This window comes from Actinoplanes sp. NPDC021490 (assembly GCF_055562135.1).
In genome coordinates this window covers 149,980-167,933 of the sequence record NZ_JBVHFW010000023.1, presented here as the reverse complement: position 1 = coordinate 167,933, position 17,954 = coordinate 149,980, and the positions used below count along the sequence as shown (strand labels likewise).

The window sequence follows — 17,954 nt, the reverse complement described above, 5'->3', positions numbered from 1 at the left end:
GCTCCGGCCATCGGCTTACCGGCGGTTCAGCCGGGGCCCCGGGTGCGTCATCGTGTGACCATGGCTGACTTCATCGGTCGTGCCGCCGAGATGACGATGCTGACCCGGTGCCTCACCGAGGTGCGGCAGGGCACGGCCAGAACGGTACTGGTCGGCGGGGACGCCGGCATCGGCAAGAGCCGGCTGCTGAGCCGGTTCGCCGCCGCGGCCCGCGAGTCGGGGGCGCGCGTGCTGGCCGGCGCGTGCGAGGAGCATTTCGGCGACCCGATGCCGTACGGTCCGCTGCTGGAAATCCTGGAGGTCTTCGGTCAGGAGTTCGGGGCCGAGAACGAGTCCTACCGGCGCCTGAACGACTTCTTCGAGCGCCGCGGCGACCACATCAGCGGCCCGCAACAGGTGTTCGTCCACGTCCGGCGGATGCTGCAGCAGGTCGAGGCCCCGCTCGTGCTGATCGTCGAGGATCTGCACTGGGCCGACCCGTCCACCCTCGATCTCGTACGGCATCTCGCCCAGGCCCGGGCCGAGGGGCGCCGCCTGCTGCTGGTGTGCAGCTACCGGTCACACGGTCTCGGCCGCACCGACCCGCTGTGGCAGCTGCTGGCCAGCGCCCACTTCACCCGCCGGGCCGAGCGGGCCGAGCTGGCCCCGTTCACCCGGGCCGAGCTGGAGGAACTGCTCGACGGCGGGCCCGGCGAGCTCGAGCCGGCCCTGGTCGAGCGGTGTCTCGCCTGGTCGGAGGGCAACCCCTTCTATGCCGAGCAGTTGATGGCGGCGGGCGCGCTGGACAGCCCGGAGAACGTGCGGTTGTCGGCCGACCTGGAGTCGGTGCTGCTGGCCCGGCTCAGCGGGCTCGGCGACGACGCGCTCAAGGTGCTGCGGGCAGCCGCGGTGGCCGGACGGGCGGTCAGCCGGCGCCTGCTGCGCCTGGTCAGCGGTCTGCCGCCGGACGGCCTGGGCGCGTCCGTGCAGGAGTGTTTCGACCGGCAGATGCTGGTCAGCGGGCGCGACGAGGACACCTACCGGTTCCGGCACGCGCTCGTGCGGGAGGCGGTGTACCACGCGACCGTCCGGGACACCCGGGTCGACCTGCACAGCGCGATGGCCCGCGCGCTGTCGGCCGACCCGAGCCTGAGCCTGGCCGAGGGTTCCGCGACGGCCGAGCTGGCCAGCCACTGGTATCAGGCGGGCAGCTGGCCGGAGGCGTTCGCGTCGGCCGTGCGGGCCGGTGAGCAGGCGATGCGCACGTTCGCGTTCAAGTCGGCCGAGGTCCAGTTCGGCCGGGCGCTCAAGCTGTGGCCGCGGGTCGCCGGCCCGGAGCAGCTGGCCGGTCTCTCCCGGGTGCGGCTGCGGGTCGAGGCGGCCGAGGCCGCGCGCTGGTCGGGCAACGCCGAGCGGGCCCTGGACCACCTCACCACGGCCATCGCCGAGGCCGGGCCGGACCGTCCCGACCTCAAGGAACGGCACGCCAACTATCTGTGGGAGACGGGCCATCGGAACGAGGCGGGCCAGGTCTACCGCGAGGCGGCCGAGATGCTCGACGGGCAGCCGTCGTCGGCCGTGAAGGCCCGGGTCCTCGCGGCCATCGCGCTCGCCCGCCTGCATGCCGGACGGTACGCCGAGGGCAAAGACGTGGCCGACGCTGCCCTGCAGGTGGCGACCGAGGCAGGGGCGCGGGCCGAACAGGGGCGGGCGCTCAACGTCTCCGGGCTCGCCCGCGGAATGCTCGGGGATGTCGAGGGTGGCGCCGAGCGTCTGCGCCGGGCCATCGCGATCGCCGAGTCGGAGAACCACATCGAGGACCTGCTGCGGGCGTACGCGAACCTGGGTCTGATCCTGGAGAACGCCGGGGAGCTGCGCCAGGCCGCCGACGCGTCGATGACCGGTCTGGCCGAGGCCCGCAAGCTCGACCTCGGGACCACCACCCAGGCCATGATCCTGGCCAACAACGCCAGCGTGGCCCTGGTCATGCTGGGCGAGTGGGACGACGCCGAGCAGATCATCACCGAGGTGCTGCTGGACCGTCCCCCGGCCGAGAGCATCTATCCGCGGCTGACCCTGGCCGAGGTCAGGACCGCCCGCGGCGACTTCGGCCAGGCCCGTGAGCTGCTCGGCTCGATCGACGGGGTGGAGCTGAACGGCGATCCCCGGTTCCTCGGACCGCTGCACACGATCCGGGCCCGGCTGGCGCTCGGCGCCGGCGATCTGCCCGAGGCGGGACGGGAGGTCGCGCGCGGGGTGGCCGCCCTGCGCGACGGGGAGAACAGCCTGGAACGGTTGCGGCTGTGCGCGGTCGGTCTGCGCTGTGCGGCCGATCTGGCCGCCACCGACCGCGCGCTCGCCATGACCATCGGAGATGAGCTGGCCCGGGCCGGATTCGAGGCCCGGCCGGCCGAGTCCACCGACGAGACCGACCAGCTCGTCCGGCTGTGCCAGGCCGAACGGCAACGGCTGCAGGGAGCCGGCACCGCGATGATGTGGGGCCGGGTCGCCGAGGGCTGGAACCGGCTCGGGCGGCCCTACGAGGCGGCCTACGCGCGATGGCGGCAGGCCGAGGCCGGCCGGGATCGCGAGCCGCTGCTGGAGGCGCACCGGGAGGCCCAGCGGCTCGGAGCCGGGCCGCTGCTGGCCGACGTGACCCGGCTGGCCCGGCGGGTCGGGCTCGATCTGGCCGACCGGCCGTACGGGCTGACCGAAGCCGAGTTCGAGACGTTACGGCTGCTGTGCCAGGGCCTGGACGCCTCCCGGATCGCCGCCACCCGGCAGGTGGTGCCCCGCACCGCGCAGACGCAGATCCACCGGGTCTATCAGAAAATGGGCGTACACACCCAGGCGGAGGCGATGGCCAAGGCGCGGGCGGACGACGTTTTCCCGTAGCCGTCCGTCAGAGGCAGGCATGACGCGAAAAGCCCTCCTGATCGGTTCTCAGACGAACGGCCTGATCGGTGTGCTCAACGACGTCGAGGCGATGGCGGCCGCCCTGGAACCGCGGGGGTTCCAGGTCGTACGCCTCGTCACGCCGTCCGCCACTCGCGAGGCCGTCCTCGACGCGTACGAGAAGCTCATCGTGGACGCGCGGCCGGACGACGCGTTCGTCCTCTACTACAGCGGGCACGGCGGACGGGCCCAGGCCGCGGACGGGCCCGATCTGCAGTTCATCGTGCCCGACGACTACAACGACTCACGCCCGGACGACTTCCGCGGCATCACCGGCGTCGAGTTGTCCGTCCGTCTCGCCCGGCTGACCGGCGTCGCCCTCAACACCACGGTCATCATCGACTGCTGCCATGCCGCGCACATGTCCCGTCAGACCGGGATGCGGGTCAAGGCGCTGCTGCGACCCCCGGGCGTGGAGCTGACCTACGACACGATCCGGCGGCACAACGCCCGGATGGTCGAGGGCGGCCTGCCGATCGACCAGCGCTCGCTGATCAGCAACCCGCACGCCGTCCGGGTGGTGGCCTGCTCCCCGTCCGAGTCGGCCTGGGAGGGGACCAACCGCGACGGAGTGGAAATGGGGCTGCTCACCGACGCGCTGTCCCGGGCGCTGCGGGACAACCAGGGTCTGCGGGTCAACTGGTCGACCCTGATCGACGCCGTACGCCGGGACGTGCAGGACTTGCAGCCGGTGCAGCGGCCCGAGGCGGAGGGCCCGTCGGCCCGGGCGCCGTTCGAGACGACCGACCTCGACCCGCTGAGCTCGTTGCCGGTGGTGGCGGTCGGCCCGGATCAGATCCAGCTGCTCGGCGCGCCGCTGCTCGGGGTCGAGCCGGGCGACGAGTTCACCATCATGCCCGCCACCGCCGCGGGACCACAGGACGGGCCACCGATCGGCACCGCGGTCGTCAGCCGTCTCCAGCCGAGTTCGGCGACAGCGCGACTGCAGCTCGCCGCGCCCGAGCCGGGCGTTCCGGCCGACGCCCGCGCGTATCGCACCCGGGCGGCCGCCTCCGCCCTGCCCGTACGGCTTCCGCCCGGCCATCCGGCGGCGGCCGAGCTCACCAGGGCCATCGGACTGCGACCGCTCCTGCGACCCGACCCGGACGCCACCGTCGCGGTGGTCGCCGACGAGCAGGGCCGCCTGGTGGTGCACGACGACACCGGCCCGCTGCACCAGCCCTATCCGGCCACCTCGCTCGGCATCGGCTCGATCATGGCCAACCTGCAGAGGATCGCCCAGGCCACCGCCCTGCGAAGACTCACCGGTGACCCGCAACGGCCGTTGACGCACGACGTCAAGGTCGCATGGGGGCGGGTGCGGGACGGCCGGGAGGAGCCGTTGCCGCTCGGCGGGGCGCTGCTCTTCGCGGACGACGACGAGCGCATCTACATCCGGGTCCGCAACGAGGGCGACCGGGCCATGTTCGTCTCGCTGATCGACATCGGCATCGCGTCGCGGCTCGAACCGCTGACCGCGGCCGATCCCGGTGGCATCCGACTCGCTCCGGGCGCGGCCTATACGTACGGCTGGAACGAGGATCGGCAGCGGCTCACCGGCGTCACCGTGACCTGGCCCGAGGGCATCGGGACCGCGGCGGCCCGGCTCGAGACGGTGCTCGCGCTGATCAGCGACGGGCCGGTCGACGTCGGTGTGCTGCGCCAGCAGGGGGTGCGCTCGGCCACCGAGCACGAGTCACCACTGGAACGCCTCCTCGGCCAGATCGCGACCGGGGCGAGCCGGGAGGTCGGCGACGCGCCGCCGTCGAGCGTCCGCTACGACGTCGTCCCGATCGACTTCGTGGTCAGCCCGACCGCGCCGCCGGAGGCCGAGACGGCGTCGTTCCTCGTCGACGACCGGCCCGAGCAGCCGGTACGCCTGCTGTCGGCGCGCGGCGCCACCCCGGGCCGGGTCGCCGTCCGCATCGCCGAGCTGATCGTCCATCGCAACCGGGCCCTGGGCAGCGCCGACATCCGGGTCGACGCGATGGTCCTGACCAACGGCTCGGGCGGGGTGCCGGCCTACCACGCCGAGACGATGCGGTTCAGCAACGTCCACGACGACGAGCGGCTCCCCCTCGATAACGCGCTGATCTATCACGGTCCGGCGGTCGACTTCCTCGACATCGCCGTGTGGGTCTCGCGTGACACGACCGGCAGCCTCGCCCTCGGTGCGCTGCTGGAGCAGAAGCTCAACAGCCCCGAGATCCAGGCGGCCGGTGCGCAGATCGCCGTGGCCGCCCCGCAGGTCGCGGTGGCGGTCGCGCTCGCCGGGGCCGCGGCGACGCTGGTCAACACCGCGTACGAACTGCTGACCGGGGTCGTGGGCCACAGCGTCGGCCTCTATCGCACCTCGATGCTGGCCCAGGAGCAGTTCGGTCTCGGGCGCCACCAGCGGCACCCCCAGGATTTCTCGTTCACGTTCTCGATCGAAGGAGTAGAAGCATGACCAAGAAGCTCATCATCGGCGCGCAGGAGTGGGGCATCGCCGACGCGGACGCCGAGGGCGTCGCCCGGCTGGTCCGGGACGCGATGACCAACGGCACGCCGGTCGAGTTGACGCTCTACGACGCCGACGAGAACGCGGTCACCGTGTTCCTCAACGGCGCGGTCACGCCGACCGTGGTGCTCGACCTCAATTCGGGGCCCCGGCCCAGCCAGATGTCCTGAGCCGGGCCCTCGTACGTATGCGGCGGGCGCCCTGTCCGCCGCATACGTATTCCGGCGTACGGACTCCCCGATGTCCCCGTTTGATCTCTGCCGATCTCCAGGATCAGGGCAAACGCCGACATCGAAGGAGTTGCCGTGGCCGTTTCGAGGCCGTCCGCCGCGGCGGACGAGGTGCGCAGCCTGGCCCGCGAGGGCCTTCTCGCGGAGGACTTCCGGACCGCCGGCCCCGACCGGCGGCAGCACCTGTGGGAGGGCGCCGTCGCGATTGCCGGTCCGCTGCTCTTCCGGCGGATGACCCGGCCGCTCGAGCGGCGGCGGGGCCACCACCGGTGCGCCGCCGGGCTGAACGGGCTGGACGCCGAATGCCTGGACCGCTATCACGACGACCTGGAGGCGGTGGTCGATCACTTCCTCAAGCGGGCCGGCACCCCCATCGGCAACCTCGAAGGGTGGCTAACCGTGCGCCTGCACCCGGCCACGGTGGACGGCCACCGCAAGCGCCGCAGCGAGCGTGGCGCCCCGCAGCGTCCGCGCGTGCCCACCTGGCTGGCCGCGGAGCTGGCCCACGACAGCTGGCACCTGAGGCTGGCCGTCGCGATCGTCGAATGGTCGGGCAACGACGCCACGGCCGGGTCGTCGCTGTGGCCGCTCACCGCCTGGGCCGAGCGGCGCGACGCGCACCTCGGCGGCCGGCCGGCGACCGGCGCCGTGATCGCGCGGGACGTCGAGATCGTGCTGAGCGCCATGCGCCGCCGGCCCACCTGGTACGAGAAGAACGTGGAGCGCCCGCTCGGCCGCAAGCAGGCGCCGGTCTGGAGCCCGTCCCGCCGGGCCGACGGAACGCACGCCGAACCGGAACCGGTGGTCGCCGCACCGCACGAGCGCGCCGACGCCCTGCTCCGCGAGCTCGCCGCGCGCGCCGTCGAGCTCATCGGCCTCCGGATCGGACGGGGCGAGGAACCGCGTGTGGTCGTTTCCGAGGTGCTGCACGCCGTGTTCGGCGGGGTGCCCGCCTCCGACGGCCTGGACCAGACGCCGGGTTCGGGTGAGACCGGTCCGGAACAGGTGCTCCATCTGATCAGGGATCGCGCGCGGCTGGACCGCGTCGTCGCCGCCGTACTGGCCCCGCCCGAGCCCGGTCGCCACCTGAAGATGAGGAGCGCGGCCTGAGCTGTCCGTCAGAGAGAGAGGGACGAATCTCAGGAGGCGGGCGCGGGGTGCTGTTCGAGCAGATCTTCGGCGACGACGAGGAGCCGGACGAGATCGACTTCGTCATCGACACCCATCGGCGCCGGTTCGTGGGCCTGCTGATCGACACGTCGCGGTCGATGGCGCTCGCCCAGACCGGGGGGATGCCGGCGATCGACGCGCTCAACCATCACCTGGCCCAGTGGCTGCCCAAGGTGCGCGCCGAGGGCCGGGGGCAGCTGCGCGACGTCGAGTTCGTCGTGATCACCTTTGGCGCGGGCGGTGTGACGGTCGCGTCCGGCAACCGGCAGCCCTCGGCCCAGGACGACGGCGCGTTCGTGCCCGCCGCCCGGCTGCAGCTCGGGCCGCTCGAGGCCGGCGGGGCCACTCCGATGGTCGAGGCCGTCGACCTGGCCCTCGACCTGGTCGAGCAGCGCCGCCGGCACGTGCAGGAGGTGCACGGCCAGCAGTGCGGCGGGCCCCGGCTGATCCTGATCACCGACGGCGAGCCCACCGACTTCGAGGGCAACCCGACCGACGAGTGGCGGCGGCTGGCGGTCCGGCTGCAGCAGTCCCGCGAGACCGGCCGGCTGATGCTGTTCGCGTTCGGGGTGCCCGGCGTGAACGACGACGTCATGCGCGGGCTGGCCACCGAGGAGGGCTACTTCCGGCTGCAGGACCTGGATCTCAAACGGGTGCTCGATCTGGCGCTGGTCGCGACCGCGGAACACGTCGGCTATCAGCGCGTGGCCGACAAGTTCGAGGACGGTTTCGGATGATGTCCGACTGGTCGGTGCTGGCCGGCAGCGCGGCGGGCGGGGCCCACGCGCGGGCCGCGGCGGGCACTCAGGACGCCTACGCGGTGCGGGAGCTGAACGGCACGCTGGTGGTGGCGGTGGCCGACGGCGCGAGCAGCGCGGGTTGCGGGGCGGTCGGCGCGACGCTCGTCGCCGCGCTGGCCGTGCGCACCTTCGGCGCCCTGCTCGGCCACGGGCCGCCGGGTCACGCCGACGGGTGGACGACGCTGATCTCGACCGGCGCCGACCGGTTGATCCGCCACTTCGCGCGCGCGGCGGCCGCCCTGACCCGGGCCGAGCGGGACCTGCGATCGGCCGATCTGGCCACGACGGTCACCGTGGTGCTGGCGACCGGCCCGTGGGTGGCGGTCTTCGCGGTGGGCGACGGGTTCGTGGTGTCCCGTGACCGCAGCGGCGAGCTGGACCTGGTGCTGCCCCCGCCGGACGCCACCGGGCGCGAGCCCGGACGCACCGACCTGCTGCCGGCCGCCCGCGGTGGCGGCCGTCGCCTGGTGGCCAACCTGCCCGGCCTGACCGGGCTGGCGGTCGGCACGGACGGCTTGGACAGCATGCTGATCGAATACGTGCGGTCCCGGCCCGTACGCGCGGGCGCGGCCGCGTTCGACCGGCTGTTCGCCATGACCGGCGGCGACGACGCGCTCGCGCTCGACCGGCTGCTGGCCGGCCGTCAGGTCGCCGGGCTGACCGACGACGACCGGACGCTCGTTTTGGCGGTTCCCCGGTGAACCGCGACGTCTGGCTGGTCGGCGCGGACGGCACTCGTGCCCCGGACCGCCTCGGCGAGCCCGTCGGGTCGGTCGGTTCGCAGGGCGAGGTGCGGGAGCTCGACGGCGATCCGCGGCGGATCGCCAAGATCGTCCATCACACCGGGGACCTGCCCAACCGCGTACGCCTGATGCTGCGGACCCGCCCCGGCTGGGTCCACCGGGACGGCCGCCCGGTGGTCGCCTGGCCCGACGCGGCGGTGCACCGGCGTGACGACGGCCGGCTGATCGGCTACGCCGCGCCCAAGCTCGCCCCGCCCCGCTTCGTTCCGCTGCCGCTGCTGTTCAACCCGGCCGTCCGGGCCCGGTTGCTGCCCGGCGCGACCTGGACGTGGTGGCTGAGCGTGGCCGAGGATCTGGCCCGGACAGTGCACGCCGCGCATCAGCGCGACCACGTGATCGGCGACCTGGCCCCGGCCAACATCTTCGTGTCGGCCGACGGCACGGCCTGCCTGATCGACGTGGACGGCTGGCAGCTGCGCGACGAGGCGACCGGCGCCGATCTGCTCTGCGCCTTCTCCCGTCCCGAATACACCGCGCCCGAGGAGCTCGGCCGGCCCGCCCGCCCGCGCGACCCGGCCAGTGACCGCTGGGCGCTGGCGGTGCTGATCGCCCAGCTGCTGTCGCTGGGGTTCCATCCGTACGGCGGGGTGCCGCGCGACGCCGGCGGCCCGGTCGAGGAGGCCGACAACGTGCGCGCGCGCCGGTGCCGCCTGCTCGGCGCCGACGTCCGGGTGCCCCGCGGCGCCGTGCCGGCCGACGTCCTGCCGCCGGTGCTGCGGCGCCGCCTGGCCGAGGCGCTGGACGACGGGTACGACCGTCCCGGGGCGCGTCCCGACGCGATGGCGTGGGCGGCCGCCCTGGCCTACTCGCGCCGCCGCCTGACCACCTGCGACCGGTCGGCCCGGCACGTCCATCCCGTCGAACGGGCGCGCTGCCCGTGGTGCTCGATGGTGGCGGCCGGCGGCCGTGACCCCTTCTGAGAGGACCCTTGATGTCCGGTAGCCCCAAATACACGACCGTCGTCTTCGAACACGAGCGCCAGGCCCAGTTCGAGGCGGCCCGCCAGGCCCGCGAGGCGCAGCGGCGCCACCAGGAGGAGCTGGCCCGGCGGCAACGGTTCGAAGCCGGCCTGCGCGCCGCCCGCGACCGGGCCGCGACGATGACCGCGCGGTCCGGCGACGTGGCGCGGGTCGCGGCCGGTCTTCCCCAGCAGGCCGACGCCGAACGGCAGCGGGTCGCGGTCGACGGCGTCGCCGCCGGGCTGGCCGGGATCACCGACGAGGCGGGGCTGGCCGCGTGGAACGACCGGGCGGCAGAGGCCGAACGGCGGTCGGATCGCCTGCACGGCGCGGTCGCGGCCGAGCTGACCACCCGGGAGCACGACGCGGCGCTGGGCATGACGGTGGCCCAGCTCGACGGCGAACCCGATCGGGCCCGCCTCGATCCGCCCGGCGCCGAGCGGGTGACCGGCCTGACCGCCGAGGCCCGCGCCCAGCTGGGCGGGCCCGGGTTTCCGCCGGCGCACGCCCGGCTCGGGGCGGCGGCCGCCGACCACCTGGACCGGGTCGCCGACCAGCGGGCGCTGCTGCGACGACTCGCCGGCGAGTCGGCCGAGGCGGAGTCGCGGCTGACCGCCGCGCTGGCCGAGGCGGGCGAGGCCGCCGTCGAGCTGCTGGACGCCGAGGCCGCGCACCGGGTGCTGGCCGACCTGAAGGCCGAGCACGGCGAGGTGCGGCCGCGCCGGTGGGAGCACCTGCTCGACGAGGCCCGGCGGCGGACCATCGGCGTGACCGCGGCCGTCGAGGCCCGTCTGGATCAGCTGGAACGCATGGCGATCATCGTGGAGGCGGCCGGGGCGGCGCTCCCGCAGGCCGGCCTGCGGGTCGTCGCGGACAGCCTGGTCGAACGGGACGACGCGATGATCTTCCGGGCCCAGCGCAGCGACGGCACCGACATCGAGCTGACCGTGCACGCCGGCGACGGCCGGGGCAGCCGTCTGGAATACCGCAGCGAAGGCGCCGACATGATCGTGGAACAGTCGGCCGACGGACCGGTCGCGCGCTGCGACCTGACCGAGGAGATCCTCGAACGGCTGCACACCGAGCTCGGGCGGCAGGGCGTACGGGCCGACGGGCTGCACTGGGAGGGCAAACCGGAACGGCCCGAGCAGGACACCGCCGTGGAGCTGGAGCGGCCCGCCTCGGGCGCCCGGAGCGAGGGATGAGCGCGCCCGAGGAACCCCGGCCCACCGCCCGGCCCGCGGCCGCCTGGCTCGAGCGGCTGACCGCCGAGATCGCCCGGGGCCGGCACGTCATCCTGCACGGCAACGTCCGCGACCTGGTGCGCTGGGACCGCTCGTTCCGGCCGGTGCGGATGGCGGTGACCGAGCTGTTCTCGACGTTCGGCTATCAGATCGTCGGCTACTACGACCTGGTCGACGGTTTGAGCTTCGCCGCGCCCGAGCAGGAGCGCGAGTTCCATCGGCTGACCGCCGGGGCGCCGCCCGAGACCGCGCCCGGAGCCCCCGCGGCGGGGCGGGCCGGGGCCGCGCGGGACCGGATGGCGACGGCCCTGAACAACTCGGCGCCGCCGGTGCTGACCACCCCGTACGACGCCATGGCGGCGATGCGCACGGTCCTGCGGCAGGGCTCGATCCCGGCCGCCTTCCTGGTCGACCTGGCCGATCTCGCCCTGCCCGCGCCGGAACGGGCCGGCGACAACGACAAGCGGCTGCTGGGCACGGTGGCCAAGACCATGATCGAGGCGGCCCAGACCGCCGGACTGCGCAACCTGCTGGTCCTGATCGCCGACGATCTGGGCACGTTGCCGGCCTGGCTCTACCGGGACCGGTCGTACGTGCAACTGGTCGAGGCGGCCAAGCCCACCTTCGACGAGCGGCTGGTGTATCTCGAGCGGCAGGCCGGCACCTTCTACGGCACCCCGGGGCGGCCCGCCGGGCTGGGCGATCTGCGGGTGCTGGCCAACCTGAGCTCCGGGATGGCGGTCACCGAGCTCGACGGCCTGGCCCGGATGAGCAAGCTGCACCGGATTCCGCTGTCCCAGCCCCGTACGCTGATCAAACGCACCCTGTTCGGTCCGCGGCAGGACCCGTGGCAGCAGATCCGCGGGCGGATGGACGACTACGACAAGCTGCTCGACCGGCGTCTCATCGGCCAGCCGGTCGCGGTCGGCAAGGTCCGCCAGGCCCTGCGCGCGGCCACCGTCGGCATCGACTTCGTGGCCGACCCCGACAGCGCCGAGTCCCGGCCCAAGGGCATCTTCCTGTTCGTCGGCCCGACCGGCGTCGGCAAGACGGAACTGGCCCGCAGCCTCAGCGAGTTCGTCTTCGACGACGCGACCGCGATGGCCCGCTTCGACATGTCGACCTTCGCCGAGGCGCACGCCGCGGAACGGCTCACCGGCGCGCCACCCGGTTACGTCGGCCACGAACGCGGCGGCGAGCTGACCAACCGGGTCACCCAGCGCCCGTTCAGCGTGCTGCTCTTCGACGAGATCGAGAAGGCCCATCCGTCCGTGTTCGACAAGTTTTTGCAGGTGCTCGACGACGGCCGGTTGACCGACGCGCTCGGCAACACCGCCTACTTCTCCGAGACGATCATCATCTTCACGTCCAACCTGGGCGCCGCCGAGACGTACGGCTGGCTGTCCGGCGACGAGCTGCCGGACTACGCCAAGGTCGCCGCGCATTTCGAATCGGCGGTGCGGGACCACTTCACCAAGACCCTGGGCCGCCCGGAACTGCTGGGCCGGCTGGGCGGCGGGATCACCGTCTTCGACATCCTCCGGCCCGAGCATGTAGGCCGGATCGCCCGCAAGATGCTGGCGCAGCTGGTGGCCAGCGCCGCGCGCCGGGGGCTGCGCCTGACCGTCGACGAGCCGTCGGTGACCGACCGGGTGCGGTCCCTGATGCGCCGTCCGGAGGAACTGCGATTGGGCGTACGGGGAATCCACGCCATCCTCGAGCAGATCGTCCGCGAGCCGCTGGTCGACTTCGTGTTCGCCCACGAGAACGCGACCACCGCCCACGTGCGGATCACCGCGGGCGGCACCGAGGTGCGCGCCTGACCTCAGGGTTTCCTGGTGGCGCTCTTGTGCGGCTTCGGCTTGGGCTTGGCCTTCTTCTTCGGCTTGGGCTTGACCGACGGCGACGGGCTCGGGGCCGGCTGCAGAGGTTCGGCCCAGCCACCGCCGTGCAGCAGAGGCTTCCACAGGTACGAGGTGACCTGTCCGACGCCGTCGCCGGCCCATCGCACCGCGGCGGCCGCGCCCGACGAGAACCCGGCGAACAGCGTCACCGCGACGACGACCACGAGCACCAGGCCGCGGAAGGCCCGGTGGGCGGGCGGCATGCGGTGGTCCGGATCAGTCAAGGCTCATCCACTCCTTCGACAGCACCCAGCGCAGCGGCGCGGGCGCGGCATCCGGTCCGGGGTCGCGCCCGCAGACCAGGAAGAACTCGACCTCGCCGAAGTCGCGCTCGACGGCCATCAGCAGGTTGCCCAGGCCGATCGAGCCGAGCCAGTCCCGCAGGTCGCCGCCGTGCGGGCCGGCCCCGAGCTTGTCCAGCAGGTCGGCCTTGGTCACGACGAACGCCAGGCGCTGCCGGTCCGTCCGCACGCCGAAGTCGCGCAGCCGGGTCACGGTGGCGTTGTACGAGCGCTCCGGGTCGTGCCGGGCCGGATTGGCCGCGGCGAAGACATCGGGGGCCAGACCACCGAACTCGTCGGCGATCCGCCGGACCGAGAACGGGTCCATGACGAAGATCAGCGAGCGGGCGTAGTCGAGGTACGACAGCCGGGAGTTCTGCTCGGGATCGAGAAGGCTCTCGCCGGCGGCGTCGAACACGTGCAGCAGGGCTGGACGTGACCCCTTGTCCAGGCGCACCGTGAGAGCGACCGGCGGGCCCGAGGCGTCGGTCTGCGCCGGGTCCGCGCCCCGGCGCACCAGGTCGGCGTACTGGCCGAAGGTTCGCCGGCTCCGCTCGTCGGGCAGCCGCCACCCGGCGCCCCCGGCCGCCGCCGTCCGTTCCAGGCCGACCAGCGCGGCCATGATCAGTTGGGTCTTGCCGGCCGAGGCCGCGCCGAACACCGGGATGCGTACGTCGGTGACGACACCGGCCCCCCTGAACAGCGCCTCGCCGCAGCTGGGACAGCAGGGTTGCAACCGGCGGCTGAAGGCGGCCCGGAGCACCATCGTGGGCAGCCGGCTGCCGCACGCGCAGCGCCGCCACAGGACGCCCAGACGCCCCGGACGGATGTCGCGGTGCAGGTCGTCGCCGGACAGCCGGTCGCCGTGCTCGTGCGGGCCGCGGCACCGGTAGGCCGGGACGGCGGTCAGCTCGAAGCACTTCGGGCAGCTGGCCCGGGCGCTGCGAACGCGCTGCCAGGCCACGTCGACGCCGCGCAGCAGATAGACCACGGGCACACCGACCAGCCAGGCCGCCCCGGTCACCACGGCCAGCAGGGCCGCCGTGGCCAGCACCGCCAGCGCGCCGCCGGCCGTGACGGCCCCCTGCCCACCGGCCAGCGGGACGATGAGCGGCCACCACGCCAGCAGTTGCTTGTCGCGCAACCAGGGCAGCGGGCCGGCCCACATCCGGTCGTGCAACCGCCGCGCCCGTCGCACGATCGCCTCGTAGTCGAGCCGGAACTGCACCGCGAAATACTGCGGCCAGGCCCGGTCACGGCGTACGAAAGCCGCCTCGATCCGGCCGGGCAGCTGACCCGCACGGACCAGCTCGGGCGTGCGCAGCACCGCCGTGCCCTCGCCGCCGGCCAGCACCGTGCCCGCCAGCACCACCACGGCCAGCGCCCCGGCGACCAGGCCGACACCCAGGCTGAGCAGCAGCAGCGGGAACGAGACGAAGATCAGGCAGGCCAGGCAGACGACCGCGTAGATCGCCGTCCCGATCCACCAGCCGGGCCCGCGCCCGCTCATCGCCCACCGCCGAAGGGGTGCGCGAGCCGATACCGCCGCCGTCGCCCGGACACCGAGCCGACCCGGTCCTTCCAGAACTCCTGCCACTTCTTGCCCGACTTGCCGACGTCCTGACCGGCCAGATCGATGTTGCGCTCGGGGGCGCGGATCAGCCACTCGTCCCAGGCCTCGAGGATCGGAGTCTGCCGGTCGGGATCCTCGGCCAGCATGACCCCGCCGAGGAAGCAGGCGGCCACCGCGCAGCGGATCCCGACGCCGGCCCGCAACCGCTCGGCCAGCCGTCGCAGGTACGGGTCGAGCAGGTCGGGATGCCGCTTGAGCAGGCGCTCGACGTCGTCGACATCCTCCACCCACAACAGAGCGGAGGCGACCGCCGCGGCGCGCATGGCGATCAGCCGGGCCGGTGTGCGCTTCAGGCAGGCCAGCAGCGCGGCGGCCTCCTCCCCCGACGGCGCCGTGGGACCGCCCACCTTCGCCAGCGCCCCGGTGAGCGACTCGTCGGCCGCCAGCAACGCCTCCACGCGGGCGTTCAGCGGCATCAGCCGGCGGGTCAGCAGGAGCAGGCACAGTTTCAGCTCGTTGGTCGCCAGCGGGCCGGTGCCGGTGACGTTCGCGACCAGCGGCTGCCAGAGCCGGGGCGGCAAGGTGACGCCGTCCGGCGCGATGGTGGCCACCAGTTCGAGTTCCGCCTGCGTCGGGCGGCTCTGGCTCCACAGGGCGGCGGCCGTCGTCGCGAACCCGGATGGGTCGCTCTTGGCCTCGTACAGGTGCCGCTCGACCAGATCCCACCGGCCGTCGCCGTGGCGGACGCTCGCCCCGAGCACGGCGGTCCGCAGGTCGGCCTCCAGTCCGTCCAGCCGGGGCAGCAACCACTTGCGCCACCCGTCTCCCACGATCGCCGCCTGCTCCGCGCCCTGCCGCACCCGCCGGGTCAGCTCATCGGTGAGCCGGGACAGTTGAACCTCGAACTGGGGCCAGGCCGCGGCCTTGTAGACGCCCGGGTGGTCGGCCCAGTGCCGGACGAAGGCCGCGCCCTGTTCGCCCACATGATCCGGGTGGATCGGCACCTCGAACCGCTTGGCCACCCGCAGCAGCGCCTCGAACGACTTTGGCGGCACCTCCGCGGTGAGCTCCTCGACGAGCAGGCGGAACAGGTGGTTGGCGTGGTGCTCGGTCCATTCGCCGTCCGGCAGACGCCCGACCGGCTCGGAGAACACTTCACCGTGATCGCGCGCGGCGATGATCTCGCTGATCGCGAGCGCGGTGCGGACGTCGGCGGCCTTGCCGGGCAGCAACCCGTCGCAGCCCACCGCGTCGAGCCGCACCAGCACCGGCCGGGACCAGCGTTCGGGCAGGTCGGCGAAGAGGTCGGCGACGTCGAAGGCGTACGCGTCGCGCAGCTGGGCAGGCCCGGTGCGCAGCCAGTCCACGATCTCCTGGGCGAAGTGGTTGTCCGGCTCCCGGCGCATGATCGCGGCGGTGCCGAGCGCCATGGCCAGTTTCTGCCGCCGCTTCCGGGCTTCCTCGTCGTCCCCGTCCTTCTCCTGGGCCAGGCCGGACTCCGCGGCCACGTCCAGGGCGTCGACCACGTCGCGGGGGTCCTCGGCCAAAAACAGGTCGACCCAGTGCTCCGCGGCCCAGGTGAGCGGCACCGGCGTGCAGTCGTGCCGGGTGAGGTCGAAGACGGCGTACCCGAGCTGGTTGTTGATCTGCCCGGCGGCGCCGGCGAAATCCGGGTGCACGGCCAGCACCGGCAGGGTCGAGCGCGCCGGGTCGACCGAGAAGATCTTGAAACCGAGCTCGAACGCCCGCTTGCGCGGCAGCAGCAACGATCCGGCCACCAGCCACTCCACGATGACCGGCACGTCCGGGCCGACGAACAGCACGCGCGGCTGCCGGGGCTGGTCGGCTCGCTCGAGCGCGGCCACCAGCGTACGCAGAAGATGTTCGCCGTTCGGTTGGGCGAGAACGAAGTCGCGGGCGTGGGCCGGGCTGTGCACCGCCGTCGTGTGTCCCAGCTCGACCGGCTCGGACGTGGTCGTCGGGGCCGGGCGGCCGGTCCAGAAGCCGGCGCCGAACAGCTGGGCCGGGCGCAGTCCCCGGTACGCGTCCGTGTCCGCGGTGACGATCGCGTGGGTGAGCTGGTTGCCCTGCCGCGTGCCGTTCGCCTCCTGGCCCAGGTAACAGCCCGCGCCGGTGGCGAAGTAACCGGCCTCGGCGACGTGCCCGAACGACGGCGGGTAGTCCTCGACCGGCCGCAGCTCCGACATCCACGCCGAGTACGGCTGATAGAGCAGGTGGTCCTGCACGATCCGCTTCGCGGACAGCACACCCTCCGAGGACCGGGCCTGGAACTGCAGCCCGGGGCTTCCGTCGAGTCCCTGACCGGGCCGGCAGTCGGTGTAGATCAGCGTCTCGAAGTGCGCGGTCATCGCGCCGCCCGGCTACGCGGCACCACGTTGAACCGGCTGAGCAGCCAGAGCAGCGGCTCGTCGACGCGGAACGGGTGGACACCCCGGTCGTCGACCCGGTTGGCCCGGTAGTCGGGCTCCGCCCCGAGCGCGGAGATCGCGAAATACCGGAACGTCGTGTAGTTGTGCTTCAGGTGCGTGTCGATGTCGGAGGCGCCCCAGTCGTGCAGCAGCGCCTTCACGTGCTCGTGGGTGGTCCGGCCGGCCTCGTCGTCGTAGTACGGGCCCGGTTGCGGGCGCCGGACCAGCGGGTGGTCCTCGCCGAGGACGTCGAAGAACGCGTCGATCTTGGCGAAGGCCACCGCGACCGGGATCGGGATGTTCCGGCGCCCGCCGATCCGGTGGCTGGTGCGCAGGTTCTCGGTCACCCGGTTGACCACGTCGAGCGTGGAGGTCCCCTTGATCAGCGCCTCGTCCGGCAGCGACAGGCGGTCGCGGGCCTGCGGAATCATGAACGGGTCGAGCACCAGAATCAGCGCGTCGGCCGCCGCCAGATAGCCCAGGTTGTCGACCGTGTCCTGCTTGTTCAGATCCTCGCCCGCGGTGTCGAAGAAGGACAGGAACGTGGTGTCGTAGCCGGTCCGGCGTTTCTGCCGCCAGGCGAAGACCATCGGCTCACGCCGTCCCCCTTGGGCCCCGGCCGTCTGGGTGAGCAGCTTGCCCGCCGGAAAGAGGTCGGCCGACGGGTCGCCGAAGCCGTGACCGCCCTGATCCTCGGTCTTGAACGACACGTCGCCGGTCAGGCGCACGTCGGCGCCGAAGCGCTCGCCCATGCCCTGTCGCAGCTGGTTGGCCAGCACCCGCAGGAAGACGGTCTTGCCGGTGTGCTTGGCGCCGGCCATGGCGATCAGCGGGCTCTTGCCCTCGCCGAACGTGGCCGGAAGGCGGCTGTGGCAGTTCGAGCAGACCTTCACCCCGGAGACCATCCCGCAGTTCGGGCAGTTCGCCTCGTTGACTGTGCGAAAGCCGCGGGGCTGCGCCTCGAACGACGGCAGAACGTGCTCCGGGTTGCCGAGCTCCCGCTTCTGCGCCTCGTCCTCGCCCCGCTGGCACGCCTCCCGGCCCGGTGGTTTGCGTCCGGTGCAGCGGAACCACGGTTCGCGCAGGTTGATCTGCACATAGCAGTACGGACAGGCGAGAGTTGCCAT

The 17,954-nt window shown here is 73.2% G+C and carries 13 protein-coding genes; 9 read left to right on the top strand and 4 right to left on the bottom strand.

Features of this window, described 5'->3' with window-relative positions:
• Positions 1 to 60 precede the first annotated feature (60 nt).
• The 9 genes from ACZ3I4_RS42670 to ACZ3I4_RS42630 all read left to right on the top strand — a co-directional run bounded on the left by ACZ3I4_RS42670 (position 61) and on the right by ACZ3I4_RS42630 (position 12,463).
• Positions 61 to 2,874, top strand: a complete 2,814-nt coding sequence (locus tag ACZ3I4_RS42670) for an ATP-binding protein (protein WP_465387850.1) — start codon at positions 61 to 63, stop codon at positions 2,872 to 2,874.
• 19 nt (positions 2,875 to 2,893) lie between these two features.
• Positions 2,894 to 5,383 carry a caspase family protein gene (locus tag ACZ3I4_RS42665; protein ID WP_465387849.1) on the top strand — a complete coding sequence of 830 codons (2,490 nt, stop codon included), beginning with the start codon at positions 2,894 to 2,896 and terminating at the stop codon, positions 5,381 to 5,383.
• Positions 5,380 to 5,604, top strand: coding sequence for a hypothetical protein (locus ACZ3I4_RS42660; RefSeq protein WP_465387848.1), 225 nt, complete (start codon positions 5,380 to 5,382; stop codon positions 5,602 to 5,604). The genes ACZ3I4_RS42665 and ACZ3I4_RS42660 overlap by 4 nt, the downstream gene beginning before the upstream one ends.
• 135 nt (positions 5,605 to 5,739) lie before the next feature.
• Complete coding sequence (locus ACZ3I4_RS42655; protein WP_465387847.1) at positions 5,740 to 6,774, top strand: hypothetical protein; 1,035 nt, start codon at positions 5,740 to 5,742, stop codon at positions 6,772 to 6,774.
• A 47-nt stretch (positions 6,775 to 6,821) separates the two neighbouring features.
• Positions 6,822 to 7,571: a vWA domain-containing protein gene (locus ACZ3I4_RS42650; protein WP_465387846.1), complete on the top strand. Its 750-nt coding sequence runs from the start codon at positions 6,822 to 6,824 to the stop codon at positions 7,569 to 7,571.
• On the top strand, positions 7,571 to 8,335 hold the full coding sequence (locus ACZ3I4_RS42645) for a protein phosphatase 2C domain-containing protein (protein WP_465387845.1): 765 nt from the start codon (positions 7,571 to 7,573) through the stop codon (positions 8,333 to 8,335). The genes ACZ3I4_RS42650 and ACZ3I4_RS42645 overlap by 1 nt, the downstream gene beginning before the upstream one ends.
• Entirely contained in the window at positions 8,332 to 9,357 is a 1,026-nt protein-coding gene (locus ACZ3I4_RS42640; protein ID WP_465387844.1) for a hypothetical protein, read from the top strand. Before ACZ3I4_RS42645 ends, ACZ3I4_RS42640 begins: the two co-directional genes overlap by 4 nt.
• Before the next feature lie 11 nt (positions 9,358 to 9,368).
• On the top strand, positions 9,369 to 10,601 hold the full coding sequence (locus ACZ3I4_RS42635) for a hypothetical protein (protein ID WP_465387843.1): 1,233 nt from the start codon (positions 9,369 to 9,371) through the stop codon (positions 10,599 to 10,601).
• The gene (locus ACZ3I4_RS42630; RefSeq protein ID WP_465387842.1) at positions 10,598 to 12,463 is read left to right on the top strand and encodes an AAA family ATPase; all 1,866 of its coding nucleotides are present in this window, start codon (positions 10,598 to 10,600) and stop codon (positions 12,461 to 12,463) included. The genes ACZ3I4_RS42635 and ACZ3I4_RS42630 overlap by 4 nt, the downstream gene beginning before the upstream one ends.
• A gap of 2 nt (positions 12,464 to 12,465) precedes the next feature.
• Here ACZ3I4_RS42630 and ACZ3I4_RS42625 read toward each other — a convergent pair whose 3' ends face one another.
• From ACZ3I4_RS42625 to ACZ3I4_RS42610, 4 genes are read right to left on the bottom strand one after another with little or no spacing between them, the layout of a single operon-like run.
• The gene (locus tag ACZ3I4_RS42625; protein ID WP_465387841.1) at positions 12,466 to 12,768 is read right to left on the bottom strand and encodes a hypothetical protein; all 303 of its coding nucleotides are present in this window, start codon (positions 12,766 to 12,768) and stop codon (positions 12,466 to 12,468) included.
• Positions 12,761 to 14,335, bottom strand: a complete 1,575-nt coding sequence (locus ACZ3I4_RS42620; protein ID WP_465387840.1) for a TRAFAC clade GTPase domain-containing protein — start codon at positions 14,333 to 14,335, stop codon at positions 12,761 to 12,763. Before ACZ3I4_RS42620 ends, ACZ3I4_RS42625 begins: the two co-directional genes overlap by 8 nt.
• A complete protein-coding gene (locus tag ACZ3I4_RS42615; protein WP_465387839.1) occupies positions 14,332 to 16,767 on the bottom strand; it encodes a GTPase-associated protein 1-related protein in 2,436 nt (811 codons plus the stop codon). The genes ACZ3I4_RS42620 and ACZ3I4_RS42615 overlap by 4 nt, the downstream gene beginning before the upstream one ends.
• A complete protein-coding gene (locus tag ACZ3I4_RS42610) occupies positions 16,764 to 17,954 on the bottom strand; it encodes a hypothetical protein (protein ID WP_465387838.1) in 1,191 nt (396 codons plus the stop codon). The genes ACZ3I4_RS42615 and ACZ3I4_RS42610 overlap by 4 nt, the downstream gene beginning before the upstream one ends.

Bases quoted from the DNA above. Each gene is read 5' to 3' on its own strand.
- ACZ3I4_RS42670 (WP_465387850.1), top strand. From the start codon at position 61: ATGGCTGACTTCATCGGTCGTGCCGCCGAGATGACGATGCTGACCCGG.
- ACZ3I4_RS42665 (WP_465387849.1), top strand. From the start codon at position 2,894: ATGACGCGAAAAGCCCTCCTGATCGGTTCTCAGACGAACGGCCTGATC.
- ACZ3I4_RS42660 (WP_465387848.1), top strand. From the start codon at position 5,380: ATGACCAAGAAGCTCATCATCGGCGCGCAGGAGTGGGGCATCGCCGAC.
- ACZ3I4_RS42645 (WP_465387845.1), top strand. From the start codon at position 7,571: ATGTCCGACTGGTCGGTGCTGGCCGGCAGCGCGGCGGGCGGGGCCCAC.
- ACZ3I4_RS42635 (WP_465387843.1), top strand. From the start codon at position 9,369: ATGTCCGGTAGCCCCAAATACACGACCGTCGTCTTCGAACACGAGCGC.
- ACZ3I4_RS42630 (WP_465387842.1), top strand. From the start codon at position 10,598: ATGAGCGCGCCCGAGGAACCCCGGCCCACCGCCCGGCCCGCGGCCGCC.
- ACZ3I4_RS42620 (WP_465387840.1), bottom strand. From the start codon at position 14,335: ATGAGCGGGCGCGGGCCCGGCTGGTGGATCGGGACGGCGATCTACGCG.
- ACZ3I4_RS42615 (WP_465387839.1), bottom strand. From the start codon at position 16,767: ATGACCGCGCACTTCGAGACGCTGATCTACACCGACTGCCGGCCCGGT.
- ACZ3I4_RS42610 (WP_465387838.1), bottom strand. From the start codon at position 17,954: ATGGCAACTCTCGCCTGTCCGTACTGCTATGTGCAGATCAACCTGCGC.